Below are 14,491 nucleotides of genomic sequence, written 5' to 3' on the forward strand. Positions count from 1 at the left end.
CCTCCGCTTCCACTCCGTCCGCGCCGGTATCGACCGGCGCTGCGAGCACCGGCGCCGGCCGGTCGCGTCCGGGCCGCTTCGCCGTGCTGTCGCGGTTCCTGCCGTCGGGCCGCGGCGTCGCGATCGGCGTGCCGTTCCTGTGGCTCGCGGTCTTCTTCGCGCTGCCGTTCGTGCTGGTGCTGAAGATCAGCTTCGCCGACCAGATGCTCGGCATTCCGCCGTACACCGCGCTCGCGCGGCTGGAGGCCGGCACGGTGCAGTTCGTGCTGTCGCTGAAGCATTACGCGCTGCTGCTGCAGGACGACCTGTACCTGAAAACCTACGTCAGCTCGCTGAAGATGGCTGCCGCGTCGACGCTGATGTGCCTGCTGGCCGGTTACCCGATCGCGTATTGCATCGCGCGCTCGGCGCCGGCCCGCCGCAACCTGCTGATGATGGCCGTGATGCTGCCGTTCTGGACGTCGTTCCTGATCCGCGTGTATGCGTGGGTCGGGATCATGAAGGACGACGGGCTGCTGAATCACGCGCTGGCGGCGCTCGGCGTGATCGCGACGCCGCTGCGCCTGTATCACACCGACGCGGGCGTCTATATCGGCATGGTCTATTCGTACCTACCGTTCATGGTGATGCCGCTGTACGCGCACCTCGTGAAGATGGATCTGACGCTGCTCGAGGCCGCGCACGATCTCGGCGCGACGCCGTGGTCGGCGTTCTGGCGCATCACGTTGCCGCTGTCGCGCAACGGCATCGTCGCGGGCAGCCTGCTCGTGTTCATCCCGGCGGTCGGCGAGTACGTGATTCCCGAGCTGCTCGGCGGCGCGAACACGCTGATGCTCGGCCGCGTGATGTGGGATGAATTCTTCAACAACATGGACTGGCCGATGGCGTCCGCGGTGACGGTGACGATGGTGCTGCTGCTGCTCGTGCCGATGGCGCTGCTCCATTACAGCCAGACTGAAGCGGAGGGGCGGAAATGACCCGCGCGAATCGCATCCTGTCCGCGTGCGTGCTGGGCGCGGGCTTCCTGTTCCTGTACGTGCCGATCGTCAGTCTCGTCGTCTATTCGTTCAACGAATCGAAGCTGGTGACGGTGTGGTCGGGTTTCTCGCTGAAATGGTACGGCGCGCTGCTGCACGACGGCGAACTGCTCGCGGCCGCGTGGCTGTCGCTGAAGATCGCGCTGCTGACGGCGACCGCGTCGGTCGCGATCGGCACGTGGGCCGGCTTCGTGCTGGCTCGCATGGGGCGCTTTCGCGGTTTCACGCTTTATGCCGCGATGATCAACGCGCCGCTGGTGATTCCCGAAGTGATCCAGGGCATCTCGCTGCTGCTGCTGTTCGTCGCGATGCAGCAGACCTTCGGCTGGCCGGCCGGGCGCGGCTGGCTGACGATCTGGATCGGCCACGTGATGCTGTGCCTGTCGTTCGTCGCGGTGATCGTGCAGTCGCGCGTGAAGGAGCTCGACCGCTCGATCGAGGAAGCCGCGCTCGACCTCGGCGCGAGGCCGTGGAAAGTGTTCTTCGTGATCACGCTGCCGCTGATCGCGCAGGCGCTGGTGTCCGGCTGGCTGCTCGCGTTCACGGTGTCGATCGACGACGTGATCCTGTCCGCGTTCCTGTCGGGCCCCGGTTCGACGACGCTGCCGCTCGTCGTGTTCTCGCGCGTGCGGCTCGGACTGAATCCGGAAATGAATGCGCTCGCAACGGTGTTCATCGCGGTCGTGACGATCGGCGTCGTCGTCGTGAACCGCGCGATGCTGGCCCGCGAGCGGCGACTGCAGCGCGATGCGCGTGCGTGGCATGCGGCGTCCGTGCCGGATGAACCTGCATTGTCGTCCGCTTCGCCGCCAGCGCGCCCGTCGGCCGCGCACCCCCGGCACACCCCCGCACCGCATCCCGTGAAGTGAAGAACGACAAGGAGACTTTCCATGAAAAAGAAGTATCTCTGCGCGCTGATCGCCGGTGCGCTGCCGGGGCTCGCCGTTGCGAACTCGAGCGCCGACCAGATCAGGGCGCTGCAGCAGCAGCTCGCCGTGCTGCAGCGGCAGATGAGCGCGATGCAATCGCAACTCGCTGCGAAGCCGGCGGCCGCACCGGCTGCGTCCAACGCGGCGCCCGCAGCGGCCGCGCCCGACCCGTCCGCGCCCGGCTACGGGCAGGCGCGGGCCGCGCTGACCAACGACGACGTGACGGAAATCCGCCAGCAGGTCGCGAACCAGCAACTGAAGGTCGACTCGCTGACCGATGCCGCGCGCACGGGCCCGATCGCGGGGCTGTCGGTGACCGGCTACCTCGATCCGACCTACCTGTACAACCGCGGTGCCGGCACGTCGTCGTTCCAGTTTGCGAACCACGAGAACGCGTACACCTATTACAACAGCACGTTCGGCGATGTATTCCTCGACATCAAGAAGACGTTCGGCGTCGGCCCGACCGCGCCGTCCGCGGAAATCACGCTGATGCCGAACCGCGGCGCGGGCCTGTCGATGATGACGGGCAGCGGCGCGAGCGGGCTCGACATCGTGAACACGGCAGTCGTCACGGTGCCGCTGTCGGGCACGACGGCATTCGTCGGCGGGCTCGTGCTCGGCTTCGGCGGCTACGAGTACCAGCAGTCGAGCCAGATGCTCACGCTCACGCACAACCTGCTGTACGACTTCTCCGATCCGGGCTCGTCGATCGGTGCGGGCATCAACTACCAGAGCGCGGACGGCCACTGGGCGTGGAAGTTCTTCGTCGGCAACGAGCAGTTCCGCAGCGCGGGCGCGGTCACGCAGACAGGCGTCAACGCGCTCGGCGATCCGATCACGACGAGCAACAAGGTGCCGACCTTCACCGCGCGCGTCGACTACCTGCGCGGCAGCGCGCTCGATATCGGCGGTTCGATCAACATCGGCCGCCAGACGCTGCCGAGCGCGATCGATCCGGCGACCGGCAACGTGCGCTACGGCGTCGGCGGTAACGCGCCGAGCGCGTACGGCGCGTTCTTCTTCGGCGAAGTCGACGCAACCTACACGCTTGCCGACGCGCAGTACAACGCCGAGATCGACTACGGCCAGCAGCAGCACGGCGCGTTCAACGGCGGGCTCGCGCAATGGTTCGGGCTGTCGCTGCTCGCGCACCGCAAGTTCAACGTGCCGGTGGTCGGCCGGATGGGCGCGACGCTGCGCTACGACCTGCTGGTGAACCGGAAGAACGGCGGCGGCGGTTCGTCGATCGGCCTGAACGGCAACGGGATGGACCCGAACAACGGCTTCGGCATCGATGCGGACTGCCTGGCGATGTCGAAGGCGAACGGCGGTGTCGGCTTCGAGTGCAAGGGTGCGACGCGGCAGGCCGCCGCGTTCGACCTGCTGTTCTACCCGACCCAGCAGGTGACGGTAAAGGTCGAATATCGGCACGACTGGGCGAGCAACAAGGTCTTCCTGCGTCACGACGGGTCGTATGCGAAATCGAACGACCTGCTCGCGACCCAACTCATCTACGCATTCTGACGCGACGCCGTTCGCGAGTCTCACTCATGCTCAAGTTCAAAAACCAGCAATATGTTCAGTCCTACTATGCAGCGACGGTCAACAACCGGGTGCGCCATCCGTCGCTCGACGGCGCCGTCACCGCCGACGTCTGCGTGATCGGCGGCGGGCTCACCGGCCTGTCCGCGGCGCTCGATCTCGCCGAGCGCGGCCATTCGGTCGTGCTCGTCGAGGCGTCGAAGATCGGCTGGGGCGCGAGCGGCCGCAACGGCGGCCAGTTGATCGCGGGGTACGCGTGCGACATCGATACGTTCTCGGCCTACCTGCCGGACGACGACGTGCGGCGCGTGTGGGCGATGGGGCTGGAGTCGGTCGATATCGTCAGGCAGCGGGTCGAGCGGCACGGCATCGACTGCGACCTGACGTTCGGCTTCCTGACCGCCGCGAACAAGCCGCGCCATCTCGATGCGCTGCGCAAGTGGCGCGATACCGCGGCGAGCCGTTTCGGCTACCGCGGCTACGAGATCGTCGAACCTGCCGACCTGCATCGCTTCGTCGCGTCGGATCGCTACGTCGGCGGCCTGCGTCACGACGGCAGCGGCCACCTGCATCCGCTGAACTACACGCTCGGCCTCGCGCGGGCCGCGCGCGAAGCCGGCGTGACGATCCACGAGGACACGCCCGCGCTCGCACTCGATCGCGCCGCGCCGCACCACCGCGTCAGGTGCCCGCGCGGGCACGTGGATGCTCGCTACGTCGTGCTGGCGGGCAATGCGTACCTCGGGCAGCTTGCGCCGGCGCTCGCGCGCAAGATCATCCCGGTGGCGACCTACCTGATCGCGACGGAGCCGCTCGGGAACGCGCGCGCGGCCGAGACGATGCCGGCCGATGCGGCGATCTGCGACAGCAATGCGGCGCTCGACTATTTCCGGCTGACGCGCGACCGCCGGCTGCTGTGGGGCGGCAAGGCCAGCAGCTCGACCAACTCGCCGCGCGACCTCGCGGCCGCGATGCGGCGCGACATGCTGAAGACGTTTCCGCAGCTTGCCGACCTGCGGATCGACTACGCGTGGGGCGGCCTGATCGACGCGACGATGAATCGCGCGCCGCATTTCGGCCGGCTCGAGCCGACCGTGTATTTCGCGCAGGGCTTCTCCGGACACGGCGTCAACGTGACCGGCCTCGCGGGGCGGCTGATCGCGGAAGCGATCGACGCGCAGGCCGCGCGCTTCGACCTGTTCGGCCGGATTCGCCATCGCGACTTCCCGGGCGGACGCCTGCTGCGCACGCCGATGCTGGCGCTCGCGATGGCGTGGCACCGGACGATGGACCTGCTCTGATCCGTGCGGGCCGGCTCGCACGGCCGCGCGGCACCGAAACGTTTCGAACCATTCATGCCCTGGAGGCAAACATGACCGACATCACGAATCTCGTCGACCTGATGCGGGCGCCGGCGAAGCTCACGCAGAGCCGCGTGCCGAGCGGGCTGCTGCTCGACGGCAACCCGATGCAGACGCTGTCGCATCACTACATCAGCCCGTGCGGGCAGTTCAGTTGCGGGATCTGGGAATGCACGCCCGGCCGCTGGACGATCGAGTACGACGAGTCGGAGTATTGCGAGATGCTGAGCGGCGTCGCGATCGTGCGCGATGCGGACGGCCGCGAACGCGTGCTGCGCGCCGGCGACCGGTTCGTGATCCCGCCGGGTTTTCGCGGCACGTGGGAAGTCGTCGAAACGTGCCGCAAGATCTATGCGTCGCACGCACCGCAGGCCCGACAGTCGCGCGCGTAGTGCGCGTAGTGCGCGGCCGATTCAACCCAACCATCGAGATCAACGAGGAGCAACCCATGACCCGGGAATTGTGGCGTCTCAGCGCGGCCGAGATGGCCGCGCATGTCGCGCGGCGCGACGTGTCGGCGACGGAACTCACGCGCAGCTGCCTGCAGCGGCTTGAACAGGTGAACCCCGTCATCAACGCGATCGTCGACGTGCTGGCCGACAGCGCGTTGCAGGCGGCGTCCGTCGCCGATGCAGCGATCGCGCGCGGCTTGCCGCTCGGCCCGCTGCACGGCGTGCCGGTGACCGTGAAGATCAACGTCGACACGGCCGGACGTGCGACGACCAACGGCGTGCGCGCGTTTTCGGACCTGATCGCGCACGAGGACAGCCCGGTGACCGCGAACCTGCGCAAGGCCGGCGCGATCGTGATCGGGCGCAGCAACGCGCCGGCGTTTTCGTATCGCTGGTTCACCGACAACGAACTGCACGGCCGCACGTCGAATCCGTGGGATCCGGCGCTGACGCCGGGCGGTTCCAGCGGCGGCGCGGCCGCGGCGGTGGCGGCCGGCATCGGCGCGATCGCGCACGGCAACGACCTGGGCGGCTCGATCCGCTACCCGGCGTATGCGTGCGGCGTCGCCGGGCTGCGGCCGAGCACCGGGCGCGTCCCCGCGTACAACCCGACGCAGGCGAAGGACCGCACGCTCGCGGTGCAGCTCGCGTCCGTGCAGGGGCCGCTCGCGCGTACGGTCGGCGACCTGCGTCTTGCGCTCGACGCGATGGCGGCCGGCGACGCGCGCGACGCATGGTGGATGCCGGTCGCGCCGGCTGCGCGCGAGGCAGCGTTCCCTGCGCGCGTGGCCGTGTGCCCGGCGCTGCCGGGCGTGCCGTCCGATCCGATGGTCGTCGATGCGATCCGGCAGGCCGCGCGCTGGCTCGAGGATGCCGGCTGCATCGTCGAGGAAGCGGAACCGCCGCGGATCGCCGAAGCGTGCGAACTGTGGCTCGACCTCGTGACCAACGAAGCACGCAGCGGGCTCGGCGACGTGATCATGCAGCACGGCGACGCGGCGATCCGCACCGCGTTCGCGAGCCAGCGCAATCTGGCGGCGCCGCTGGATCTCGCCGGCTACATGAACGGCCTCGCGCGGCGCACCGCGCTGCTGCGTGACTGGCAGCAGTTCTTGACGCGCTATCCGCTGCTGCTGATGCCCGTGTCGTGCGCACAGCCGTTCGCGATCGACGCCGACCAGCACGGCGACGACGCGATGCGCGAGATCGTCCGCCAGCAGGGGCCGCTGCTCGCGACCGCGCTGCTCGGGCTGCCGGGGCTGTCGGTGCCGACCGGCATTCGCAACGGCGTGCCGACCGGCGTGCAGCTCGTCGCCGGACGCTTCCAGGAGGCGCTGTGTCTCGCGGCGGGCGACGCGATCGAGGCGCGCGCGTGCATCTTCACGCCGATCGATCCGGTTACCGGATCGTGACACGAAAATTTTTACAGGAATCCAAATGAATCAACGGACATTCGAAGACTGGCAGGCCGGCGCGGCCGGGCTGCGGATCGACGGGCGCGCGTTCATCGACGGCGAGGCGCGCCACGCACACGCCGGCGCGACCTTCGCGTGCGTGAGCCCGATCGACGGTTGCGTGCTCGCGCACGTGGCCGATTGCGGCGGCGACGATGTCGACGCGGCGGTCGCGGCCGCGCGCCGTGCGTTCGACGCGCAGGTCTGGGCCGGCATGAACCCGCGCGCCCGCAAGGCCGTTTTGCAGCGCTGGGCCGCGCTGATGCGCGAGCATCTCGACGAGCTCGCGCTGCTCGAGACGCTCGACACCGGCAAGCCGATCGCCGACACCACGGCGATCGACGTGCCGGCCGCCGCGCATTGCGTCGAATGGTATGCGGAAGCGATCGACAAGGTCGGCGGCGAGGTCGTGCCGGCCGACCATCATCTCGTCGGGCTCGTCACGCGTGAGCCGATCGGCGTGGTCGCGGCGGTCGTGCCGTGGAATTTCCCGCTGCTGATGGCCGCGTGGAAGTTCGCGCCGGCACTCGCGGCCGGCAACAGCGTGGTGCTCAAGCCTTCGGAGAAATCGCCGCTGACCGCGATCCGCGTCGCGCAGCTCGCGTGCGACGCGGGCGTGCCGCCCGGCGTGTTCAGCGTCGTGCCGGGCGGTGCGGAGCCGGGCAGGGCGCTGGCGCTGCATCGCGATGTCGACTGCATCGCATTTACCGGATCGACGCGCACCGGGCAGCAGATCATGGCGTGCGCCGCGCAGTCGAACCTGAAGCGCGTGTGGCTCGAACTGGGCGGCAAGTCGCCGAACATCGTGCTGCCCGATTGCGCCGATCTCGATCGCGCCGCGCAAGCGGCGGCCGATGCGATCTTCTTCAACATGGGCGAAGTGTGCACGGCCGGCTCGCGTTTGCTCGTGCATCGCGACATCAAGGATGTATTCGTCGCGAAACTGGTCGAAGCATCGCGGCGTTTCGCGCCCGGGCATCCGCTCGATCCTTCGGTGACGATGGGCGCGATCGTCGATCGCGTGCAGCTCGATCGCGTGATGGGTTACATCGGCATCGGGCGCGACGAGGGCCGCCTCGTCACGGGCGGCGCGCGCGTGAAGGAGGAGACGGGCGGCTTCTATGTCGAGCCGACGGTGTTCGAGGTGAAGCCCGATGCGAAGATCGCGCGCGAGGAGATCTTCGGGCCCGTGCTGTCGGTGATCGTGTTCGACGACGTCGACGAGGCCGTTCGGATTGCCAACGACACCGAATACGGGCTGGCAGCGGCCGTATGGTCGGCCGATCTCGCGACGGCGCACCAGGTCGCGCGGCGGCTGCGCGCGGGCACCGTGTGGGTCAACTGCTATGGCGACGGCAGCGACGACATGAACTTTCCGTTCGGCGGCTACAAGCAGTCGGGCAACGGTCGCGACAAGTCGCTGCACGCGCTCGACAAATACACCGAGCTGAAATCGACGATCGTCAGGTTGTAACGTCCGGGTCGGCGCAAGCGGCCTCCGCCGGGAGGCCGCGCGCCGCATGCATCCTGCACGGCCTATTGCTCCACGCCTTCCGCCTCCGCCGTTTCACCGAGAAACCCGCCGCTCTGGTGCGCCCACAGCGCCGCGTAGATGCCGCTCGCCTGCAGCAGTTGCTGGTGCGTGCCTTCCTCGACGATGCGCCCTTCGTCGAGCACGATCAGCCGGTCCATCGCCGCGATCGTCGACAGCCGGTGCGCGATCGCGATCACCGTCTTGCCGCTCATCAGGCTGTCGAGGCTGCGCTGGATCGCGACTTCGACTTCGGAATCGAGCGCGCTGGTCGCTTCGTCGAGCACGAGGATCGGCGCGTCCTTGAGCATCACGCGCGCGATTGCGACGCGCTGCCGCTGGCCGCCCGACAGCTTCACGCCGCGCTCGCCGACCTCGACGTCGTAGCCGCTGCGCCCGTGGCGATCGCGCAGCCGGTCGATGAACTCGGACGCCTCCGCGCGCACGGCCGCGTCCTGCATTTCGCGCTCGGTTGCATCGGGGCGACCGTACAGCAGGTTCTCGCGCATCGTCCGGTGCAGCAGCGACGTATCCTGCGTGACCATCCCGATCGCGCTGCGCAGGCTGTCCTGCGTCACGTGCGCGATATCTTGCCCGTCGATCCGGATCGCGCCGCCGCCCACGTCGTAGAAACGCAGCAGCAGGTTTACGAGCGTCGACTTGCCGGCGCCCGAGCGGCCGATCAGCCCGATCCGCTCGCCCGGCCGGATCGTCAGGTTCAGCCCGTCGAACACCGCGCGATCGTTGTCCTCGTGCGCGAACTGCACGTTGTCGAACACGATCCCGCCGCGCTGCACCGCGAGCGGCTTCGCATCGGGCGCGTCGACCACGCTGCGCACCTTCGTCAGCGTGTTGATGCCGTCCTGGATCGTGCCGACGTTCTCGAACAGCTCGGTCATCTCCCACATGATCCAGTGCGAATAGCTCGACAGGCGCAGCGCCATCGCGATCACGGCCGCGACGACGCCCGCGCTCGCTTCGCCATGCATCCACAGATACAGCGCGAGGCCAGCCGAGCCGACCAGCAGCAGCGTCGACAGCAGGTGGTTGACGATCTCGAACGCGCTGACGAGCCGCATCTGCGCGTCGCCGGTCGCCTTGAACGCCTCCATCGCGCGGCGTGCGTGGTCGGCTTCCCGGCGCGTGTGCGAGAACAGCTTCACGGTCGTGATGTTCGAATACGCGTCGGTGATGCGGCCCGTCATCAGCGCGCGCGCGTCGGCCTGCCGGCTGCCGACGGCGCCCAGGCGCGGCACGAAAAACGCGCACGCTACGCCGTAGCCGAGCGCCCACAGCGCGAGCGGGATCATCAGCCGCCAGTCGAAGCTCGCCGCGAGCGCGAGGATGCCGATCAGGTACGCGGCGACGCCGATCACGACGTCGACCGACATGAACAGCGCGTCGCGCACCGCGAGCGCGGTCTGCATGATCTTGGTCGTCACGCGACCGGCGAATTCGTTCGCATAGAACGACAGGCTCTGGTCGAGCATCAACCGATGAAACAGCCAGCGCAGCCGCATCGGGAAGTTGATCGCGAGCACCTGGTGCTTGACCATCGTATGCAGCGCGATCAGCAGCGCGCTGCCGACGAGGATCGCCGCGAAACCGGCGAGCGTGCCGAAGTGGCGGCCGCCGAATTCCGCCGGCGTCGCCGACGACGACAGCCAGTCGACCACGCGCCCCATCATCGCGAACAGCGCGGCTTCGTACGCGGCCAGCGCGGCCGACGTCAGCGCGATCAGCAGAATCCAGCCGCGCGCGCCTTTCGTGCACGCCCAGACGAACGAAAAGAATCCCCTCGGCGGCGTGACGGGATCTTCGAGCGGGAAAGTCGGCAGGCGCCGTTCAAACCACGAGTACATCGATTGTTCTCCTTATACGGTCCGACGAAGCGGGCGGGCCGGTGATGCATGTGCCGGGCGCGACGCGATGTCGGGGCGCTGGCGCGCATATCCGACCGACGATTGCGTCGTGGTCGCTTCGCCTGGCTGCGAGTGTCGCATCGATTCGATTGGACTGCAGGCCGGTTGTAAGCAGCCGCCATGCGGGCTGGCGCGTGACCGCACCGCCGGGCTTTCGAGGCTTTTCATTCCGCTCCAAAAAAAGTCCTTGACTATCTATCTATGAGTAGATAAAGTTCGATCCATGGAAACGAAACCGACCGTCCGCGAACAGATTCTCGACCACGCGATCACGCTGATGATGCTGCGCGGTTACAACGGCTTCAGCTATCGAGACCTGTCCGACCTGGTGGGCGTGAAGACGTCGAGCATCCATTACTACTTCCCGTCGAAGGACGACCTCGTGCTGGAAGCGGTAGCGGCCTACAGCGATGAAGTCCTCGCGGCCATGCGGGCGATCGATCCGGCGTTGCCGGCCGACGTGAAGCTGAGCCTGTACACGAAGCTGTTCGGCCGGACGCTCGGCGACGGCAACCAGATCTGCCTGTGCGGGATGCTCGCGGCCGACATCGAATCGTTGCCGGAGAACGTGCGGCAGGCCGTGCAGGCATTCTTCAAGGCCAACGAGAGCTGGCTTGCGGAATTGCTGGCGCAGGGCGCGAAGGAACGCACGCTGCAGTTCAGCGGCAAGCCCGAAACGGCGGCGCGCACGTTGTACGCGGCGTTCCAGGGCAGCGTGCTTGCCAGCCGGCTGTTTCACACGCGGGCGCGTCTCGAGGATGTCGAGGCCGTCTGGAAAACCCGGTCCTGACGGATGGGGCAAGCAGTCAGGCGGTTCGCCGCCTTTTATTGGGTTTTGTTGTCTATCTTTTGGTAGATAGATGATCGGAGCAGGTGGATCGACCGCCTGCATTTTTTGGGGATGTTTATCTATCTATGAGTAGATAAACAAACGTGATGCCGGCGGCAACGCTTTCGGCGCGCGGTCCCGGGTTGGAAGGCTGTTTCACTCACTGATTGAAAAGGAGTCTGTCATGTCGATCGAAAAAGTGCTGTACCGCGCCCATGCAAAAGCCACCGGCGGCCGCGACGGCCGTGCCACGGTGCCTGAAAGCGGCCTGGACCTGAAGCTGACCACGCCGCGCGAACTCGGCGGCGCGGGCGGCGCAGGCGCGAATCCCGAGCAACTGTTCGCGGCCGGCTACAGCGCGTGCTTCATCGGCGCGATGAAGTTCGTCGCGGCCCGCGACAAGATCGCGATTCCCGCGGATGCCGCCATCGAAGGCAGCGTCGGCATCGGCGCGATCCCGAACGGCTTCGGCATCGAAGTCGAACTGAAGATCTCGCTGCCGGGCCTCGACCGCGACACCGCTCAAACGCTGATCGACCGCGCGCACATCGTCTGCCCGTACTCGAACGCGACGCGCGGCAACATCGACGTCACGTTGACGCTCGTCTGATCGCACGTACTACGAACCATTCATCGCCATTCGCCGGTTAAGCCAAGGAGTTTCATCATGAAGATCGTCAAGCCGCTGCTGATCGCCGCCGCCGTTGCAGCCGCGTTGTCCACCGCGTCCGGCGCATTCGCCGCCGGCGCCGAAGCCGTCCGGCCCGATGCGGCGACGAGCGGGTTCCTCGCCGCGCTGAACGGCCAGAAGGGCCCCGGCCTAGAAACGTTGAGCCCCGCGAAGGCACGCCAGGTGCTGGTCGACGCACAGAACGGCGCGAAGGTCGACCTGTCGGGCATCGACGTGTCGAACCGCACGATCGAGCAGGACGGCTTGTCGGTGCCGATCACGATCGTTCGCCCGCAAGGCGCGACGGGCACGCTGCCGGTGTTCATGTTCTTCCACGGCGGCGGCTGGATTCTCGGCGACTTCCCGACGCATGAACGCCTCGTGCGCGATCTCGTCGTGCAATCGGGGGCGGTCGCGGTGTTCGTGAATTACACGCCGTCGCCGGAAGCGCGTTACCCGGTCGCGATCAACCAGGCGTATGCGGCGACGAAGTGGGTAGCCGCGCACGGTGCGGAGATCGGCGTCGACGGCGGCCGCCTCGCGGTGGTCGGCAACAGCGTCGGCGGGAACATGGCGGCCGTGGTGTCGCTGATGGCGAAGGACAAGGGCGGCCCCGCGATCCGCTTCCAGGGCCTGATGTGGCCCGTCACGGATCACAACTTCGACACGGGCTCGTACAACGCGTATCGGCAGGGCCACTTCCTGACGCGGCCGATGATGAAGTGGTTCTGGGACGCCTACACGAAGGACGACGCGCAACGCAACGAGATCTACGCGTCGCCGCTGCGCGCGAGCACCGCGCAGTTGCAGGGCCTGCCGCCCGCGCTGATCCAGGTCGCGCAGTTCGACGTGCTGCGCGACGAAGGCGAAGCGTACGGCCGCAAGCTCGACGCGGCCGGTGTCGACGCGACGACCACGCGTTACGACGGCACGATCCACGATTTCGGTCTGCTGAACGCACTGGCCACGGATGCCCCGACGAAGGCCGCGACGAAGGCGCTGGCGAATGAAATCGCGACGCGGCTGAAGTAACGCGGTGGGTGGCATTCGAATGGGTTCGAATGCGAACGACGAAACGGCGGGCTCATGCCCGCCGTTGATGCGATGGTCGGCCCGATCCCTACTAAGCGTAGTCTGATGAGTAGGGATCGGGCCGACCATGGATTTGCATGCAGACGACAGGCGCGGTGAAAGGCCACGCCACGCGCGTCCGGACCGATGAACTATCGCTCCTTCGCTCCGCCCGGTTCAGCCCGAGCTCTTGCCTGATCCAACCGGATTGAAACGGCCGAAGCGGGATCGTGCGATCGTGCGATTGCACGGTCGCGACTGCCCGCGGGCATTGTTGATACGATCGCGCATATCGTCCACGCCGGCGCCGCAAGCCGCCGGCATATCGGTCGCGCGGCCGCACGGTATCGCGGCCCCCTTCCGGAGAAGCGGTTCATGCTGCAGGCGTTCGCGATCTTGCTGACTTTCCAGTGTCTGGGGGAAGGCGTGTCCTATCTGTTTGCGCTGCCGGTGCCGGGCCCCGTGATCGGCATGCTGCTGCTGTTCGGCTTCGTGATGCTGCGCCCGCAGGTGGCCGACGCGCTCGAGCCGACCGCGCTCGAGCTGCTGCGCCACCTGTCGCTGCTGTTCGTGCCGGCCGGCGTCGGCATCATGGTGTCGGCCGACCGCGTGCGCGGCGATGCGGTGGCGGTCGTCGTCGCGCTGGCCGTGAGCACCACGCTCGCGATCGCGGTGACGGCGCTCGTCACGCGTGCGCTGCTGCGGCGCCAGCGCCGTGCGGACGGCACCGCGGAGCGCACGCAATGACGGCCTTCCCGAAACTCGGCGCGATCTGGGTCTATCTCGCCGCGACCCCGCTGCTGGGTCTGACCATCACGCTGATCGCCTATCTGTTCGCGCAGGCCGTTTATGCGCGGGCGCGCTTCAACCCGCTCGCGAACCCGGTGCTGATCGCGGTCGCACTGATCGTCGTGCTGCTGACGATCACGCATACGCCGTATCCGACCTATTTCGAAGGCGCGCAGTTCGTCCATTTCCTGCTCGGCCCCGCGACGGTCGCGCTTGCGCTGCCGCTGTACCGGCAGTGGTCGAAGCTGCGGCGCAGCGCGCTGCCGCTGCTCGTCGGCCTGCTCGCGGGCTCGCTGACCGCGATCGTGTCGGCGGTCGGCATCGCCGCGCTGTTCGGCGCATCGCACCAGACGATCGCGTCGCTCGCGCCGAAATCGGCGACGACGCCGATCGCGATGGCCGTCGCCGCGGAGATCGGCGGCATTCCGTCGCTGACCGCCGTGCTCGTGATCTCGACCGGGATCTTCGGCGCCGTGTGCGCGCGCGGGATCCTCAATGCGCTGCGGATCGACGAGCCGGCCGTGCGCGGCTTCGCGCTCGGCGTCGCGTCGCACGGGATCGGCACCGCGCGTGCGTTCCAGGTCAGCGAGGAGGCCGGTGCGTTTGCCGGGCTCGGGATGGGGTTGAACGGCGTGCTGACTGCCTTCGTCGTGCCGATCCTGCTGCCGGTGCTGTCGCGCTGGGTCTGAGCACAGGCTGCCGCCGGGTTATCGGTTTCCCGGATGGGCGCGGACGGCATGCCGACCCGACGGCGTGCCCGGCGCCCATGTATCGCCGTCGTTATCGGGAGAATTCAGGAACGCACAGGGACATTTGCGCAGCGATCGGCTAACGTTGCATCGGCGCCGTCGTCGCAAGCCGTCGCGTGCGCGCTGGTATTCGACCCACAACCAACAATCGA

13 protein-coding genes are annotated in these 14,491 nt (G+C 67.7%); 12 read left to right on the forward strand and 1 reads right to left on the reverse strand.

The genetic code is table 11. The features are described 5' to 3' along the window. The 7 genes from GD429_RS05380 to GD429_RS05410 all read left to right on the forward strand — a co-directional run. The coding region (locus GD429_RS05380) for an ABC transporter permease subunit (protein ID WP_227791549.1) at positions 1-977 on the forward strand (977 nt) is incomplete at its 5' end. Then, a complete protein-coding gene (locus tag GD429_RS05385; RefSeq protein ID WP_152856010.1) occupies positions 974-1,906 on the forward strand; it encodes an ABC transporter permease subunit in 933 nt (310 codons plus the stop codon). The genes GD429_RS05380 and GD429_RS05385, both read left to right, overlap by 4 nt. Positions 1,907-1,927: 21 nt before the next feature. Then, a complete protein-coding gene (locus GD429_RS05390; RefSeq protein WP_152856011.1) occupies positions 1,928-3,493 on the forward strand; it encodes a DUF3138 family protein in 1,566 nt (521 codons plus the stop codon). A 26-nt stretch (positions 3,494-3,519) separates the two neighbouring features. Then, positions 3,520-4,812: an NAD(P)/FAD-dependent oxidoreductase gene (locus GD429_RS05395; RefSeq protein ID WP_152856012.1), complete on the forward strand. Its 1,293-nt coding sequence runs from the start codon at positions 3,520-3,522 to the stop codon at positions 4,810-4,812. A gap of 71 nt (positions 4,813-4,883) precedes the next feature. Continuing rightward, positions 4,884-5,264 carry a cupin domain-containing protein gene (locus tag GD429_RS05400; RefSeq protein ID WP_152856013.1) on the forward strand — a complete coding sequence of 127 codons (381 nt, stop codon included), beginning with the start codon at positions 4,884-4,886 and terminating at the stop codon, positions 5,262-5,264. A gap of 56 nt (positions 5,265-5,320) precedes the next feature. Then, positions 5,321-6,736, forward strand: coding sequence for an amidase family protein (locus GD429_RS05405; RefSeq protein WP_152856014.1), 1,416 nt, complete (start codon positions 5,321-5,323; stop codon positions 6,734-6,736). A gap of 25 nt (positions 6,737-6,761) precedes the next feature. Next, the gene (locus GD429_RS05410) at positions 6,762-8,252 is read left to right on the forward strand and encodes an aldehyde dehydrogenase (protein WP_152856015.1); all 1,491 of its coding nucleotides are present in this window, start codon (positions 6,762-6,764) and stop codon (positions 8,250-8,252) included. 62 nt (positions 8,253-8,314) lie between these two features. On the opposite strand, the gene GD429_RS05415 is transcribed toward GD429_RS05410, so the two are convergent. Beyond that, positions 8,315-10,171, reverse strand: coding sequence for an ABC transporter ATP-binding protein (locus tag GD429_RS05415; protein ID WP_152856016.1), 1,857 nt, complete (start codon positions 10,169-10,171; stop codon positions 8,315-8,317). 283 nt (positions 10,172-10,454) lie between these two features. Here GD429_RS05415 and GD429_RS05420 point away from each other — a divergent pair, with 283 nt between their 5' ends. The 5 genes from GD429_RS05420 (at position 10,455) to GD429_RS05440 (ending at position 14,279) form a co-directional block, all read left to right on the forward strand. Beyond that, a complete protein-coding gene (locus tag GD429_RS05420; protein WP_152856017.1) occupies positions 10,455-11,021 on the forward strand; it encodes a TetR/AcrR family transcriptional regulator in 567 nt (188 codons plus the stop codon). A 223-nt stretch (positions 11,022-11,244) separates the two neighbouring features. Next, a complete protein-coding gene (locus GD429_RS05425) occupies positions 11,245-11,670 on the forward strand; it encodes an organic hydroperoxide resistance protein (RefSeq protein WP_105391976.1) in 426 nt (141 codons plus the stop codon). Positions 11,671-11,727: 57 nt separating this feature from the next. After that, entirely contained in the window at positions 11,728-12,762 is a 1,035-nt protein-coding gene (locus GD429_RS05430) for an alpha/beta hydrolase (RefSeq protein WP_152856018.1), read from the forward strand. A gap of 414 nt (positions 12,763-13,176) precedes the next feature. After that, positions 13,177-13,548 (forward strand): CidA/LrgA family protein, encoded by a 372-nt coding sequence (locus tag GD429_RS05435; RefSeq protein ID WP_152856019.1) that lies wholly within the window; start codon positions 13,177-13,179, stop codon positions 13,546-13,548. Continuing rightward, a complete protein-coding gene (locus GD429_RS05440) occupies positions 13,545-14,279 on the forward strand; it encodes an LrgB family protein (protein WP_034182521.1) in 735 nt (244 codons plus the stop codon). The genes GD429_RS05435 and GD429_RS05440 overlap by 4 nt, the downstream gene beginning before the upstream one ends. Positions 14,280-14,491: the final 212 nt, after the last annotated feature.

The organism is Burkholderia sp. BE17 (assembly GCF_009362305.1).
Lineage (GTDB): Bacteria > Pseudomonadota > Gammaproteobacteria > Burkholderiales > Burkholderiaceae > Burkholderia > Burkholderia pyrrocinia_C.

What these genes read in the sequence shown, in the direction of transcription:
- GD429_RS05385 (WP_152856010.1), top strand. Translation starts at nt 974, where the DNA reads ATGACCCGCGCGAATCGCATCCTGTCCGCGTGCGTGCTGGGCGCGGGC.
- GD429_RS05390 (WP_152856011.1), top strand. Translation starts at nt 1,928, where the DNA reads ATGAAAAAGAAGTATCTCTGCGCGCTGATCGCCGGTGCGCTGCCGGGG.
- GD429_RS05395 (WP_152856012.1), top strand. Translation starts at nt 3,520, where the DNA reads ATGCTCAAGTTCAAAAACCAGCAATATGTTCAGTCCTACTATGCAGCG.
- GD429_RS05400 (WP_152856013.1), top strand. Translation starts at nt 4,884, where the DNA reads ATGACCGACATCACGAATCTCGTCGACCTGATGCGGGCGCCGGCGAAG.
- GD429_RS05405 (WP_152856014.1), top strand. Translation starts at nt 5,321, where the DNA reads ATGACCCGGGAATTGTGGCGTCTCAGCGCGGCCGAGATGGCCGCGCAT.
- GD429_RS05410 (WP_152856015.1), top strand. Translation starts at nt 6,762, where the DNA reads ATGAATCAACGGACATTCGAAGACTGGCAGGCCGGCGCGGCCGGGCTG.
- GD429_RS05415 (WP_152856016.1), bottom strand. Translation starts at nt 10,171, where the DNA reads ATGTACTCGTGGTTTGAACGGCGCCTGCCGACTTTCCCGCTCGAAGAT.
- GD429_RS05420 (WP_152856017.1), top strand. Translation starts at nt 10,455, where the DNA reads ATGGAAACGAAACCGACCGTCCGCGAACAGATTCTCGACCACGCGATC.
- GD429_RS05425 (WP_105391976.1), top strand. Translation starts at nt 11,245, where the DNA reads ATGTCGATCGAAAAAGTGCTGTACCGCGCCCATGCAAAAGCCACCGGC.
- GD429_RS05430 (WP_152856018.1), top strand. Translation starts at nt 11,728, where the DNA reads ATGAAGATCGTCAAGCCGCTGCTGATCGCCGCCGCCGTTGCAGCCGCG.
- GD429_RS05435 (WP_152856019.1), top strand. Translation starts at nt 13,177, where the DNA reads ATGCTGCAGGCGTTCGCGATCTTGCTGACTTTCCAGTGTCTGGGGGAA.
- GD429_RS05440 (WP_034182521.1), top strand. Translation starts at nt 13,545, where the DNA reads ATGACGGCCTTCCCGAAACTCGGCGCGATCTGGGTCTATCTCGCCGCG.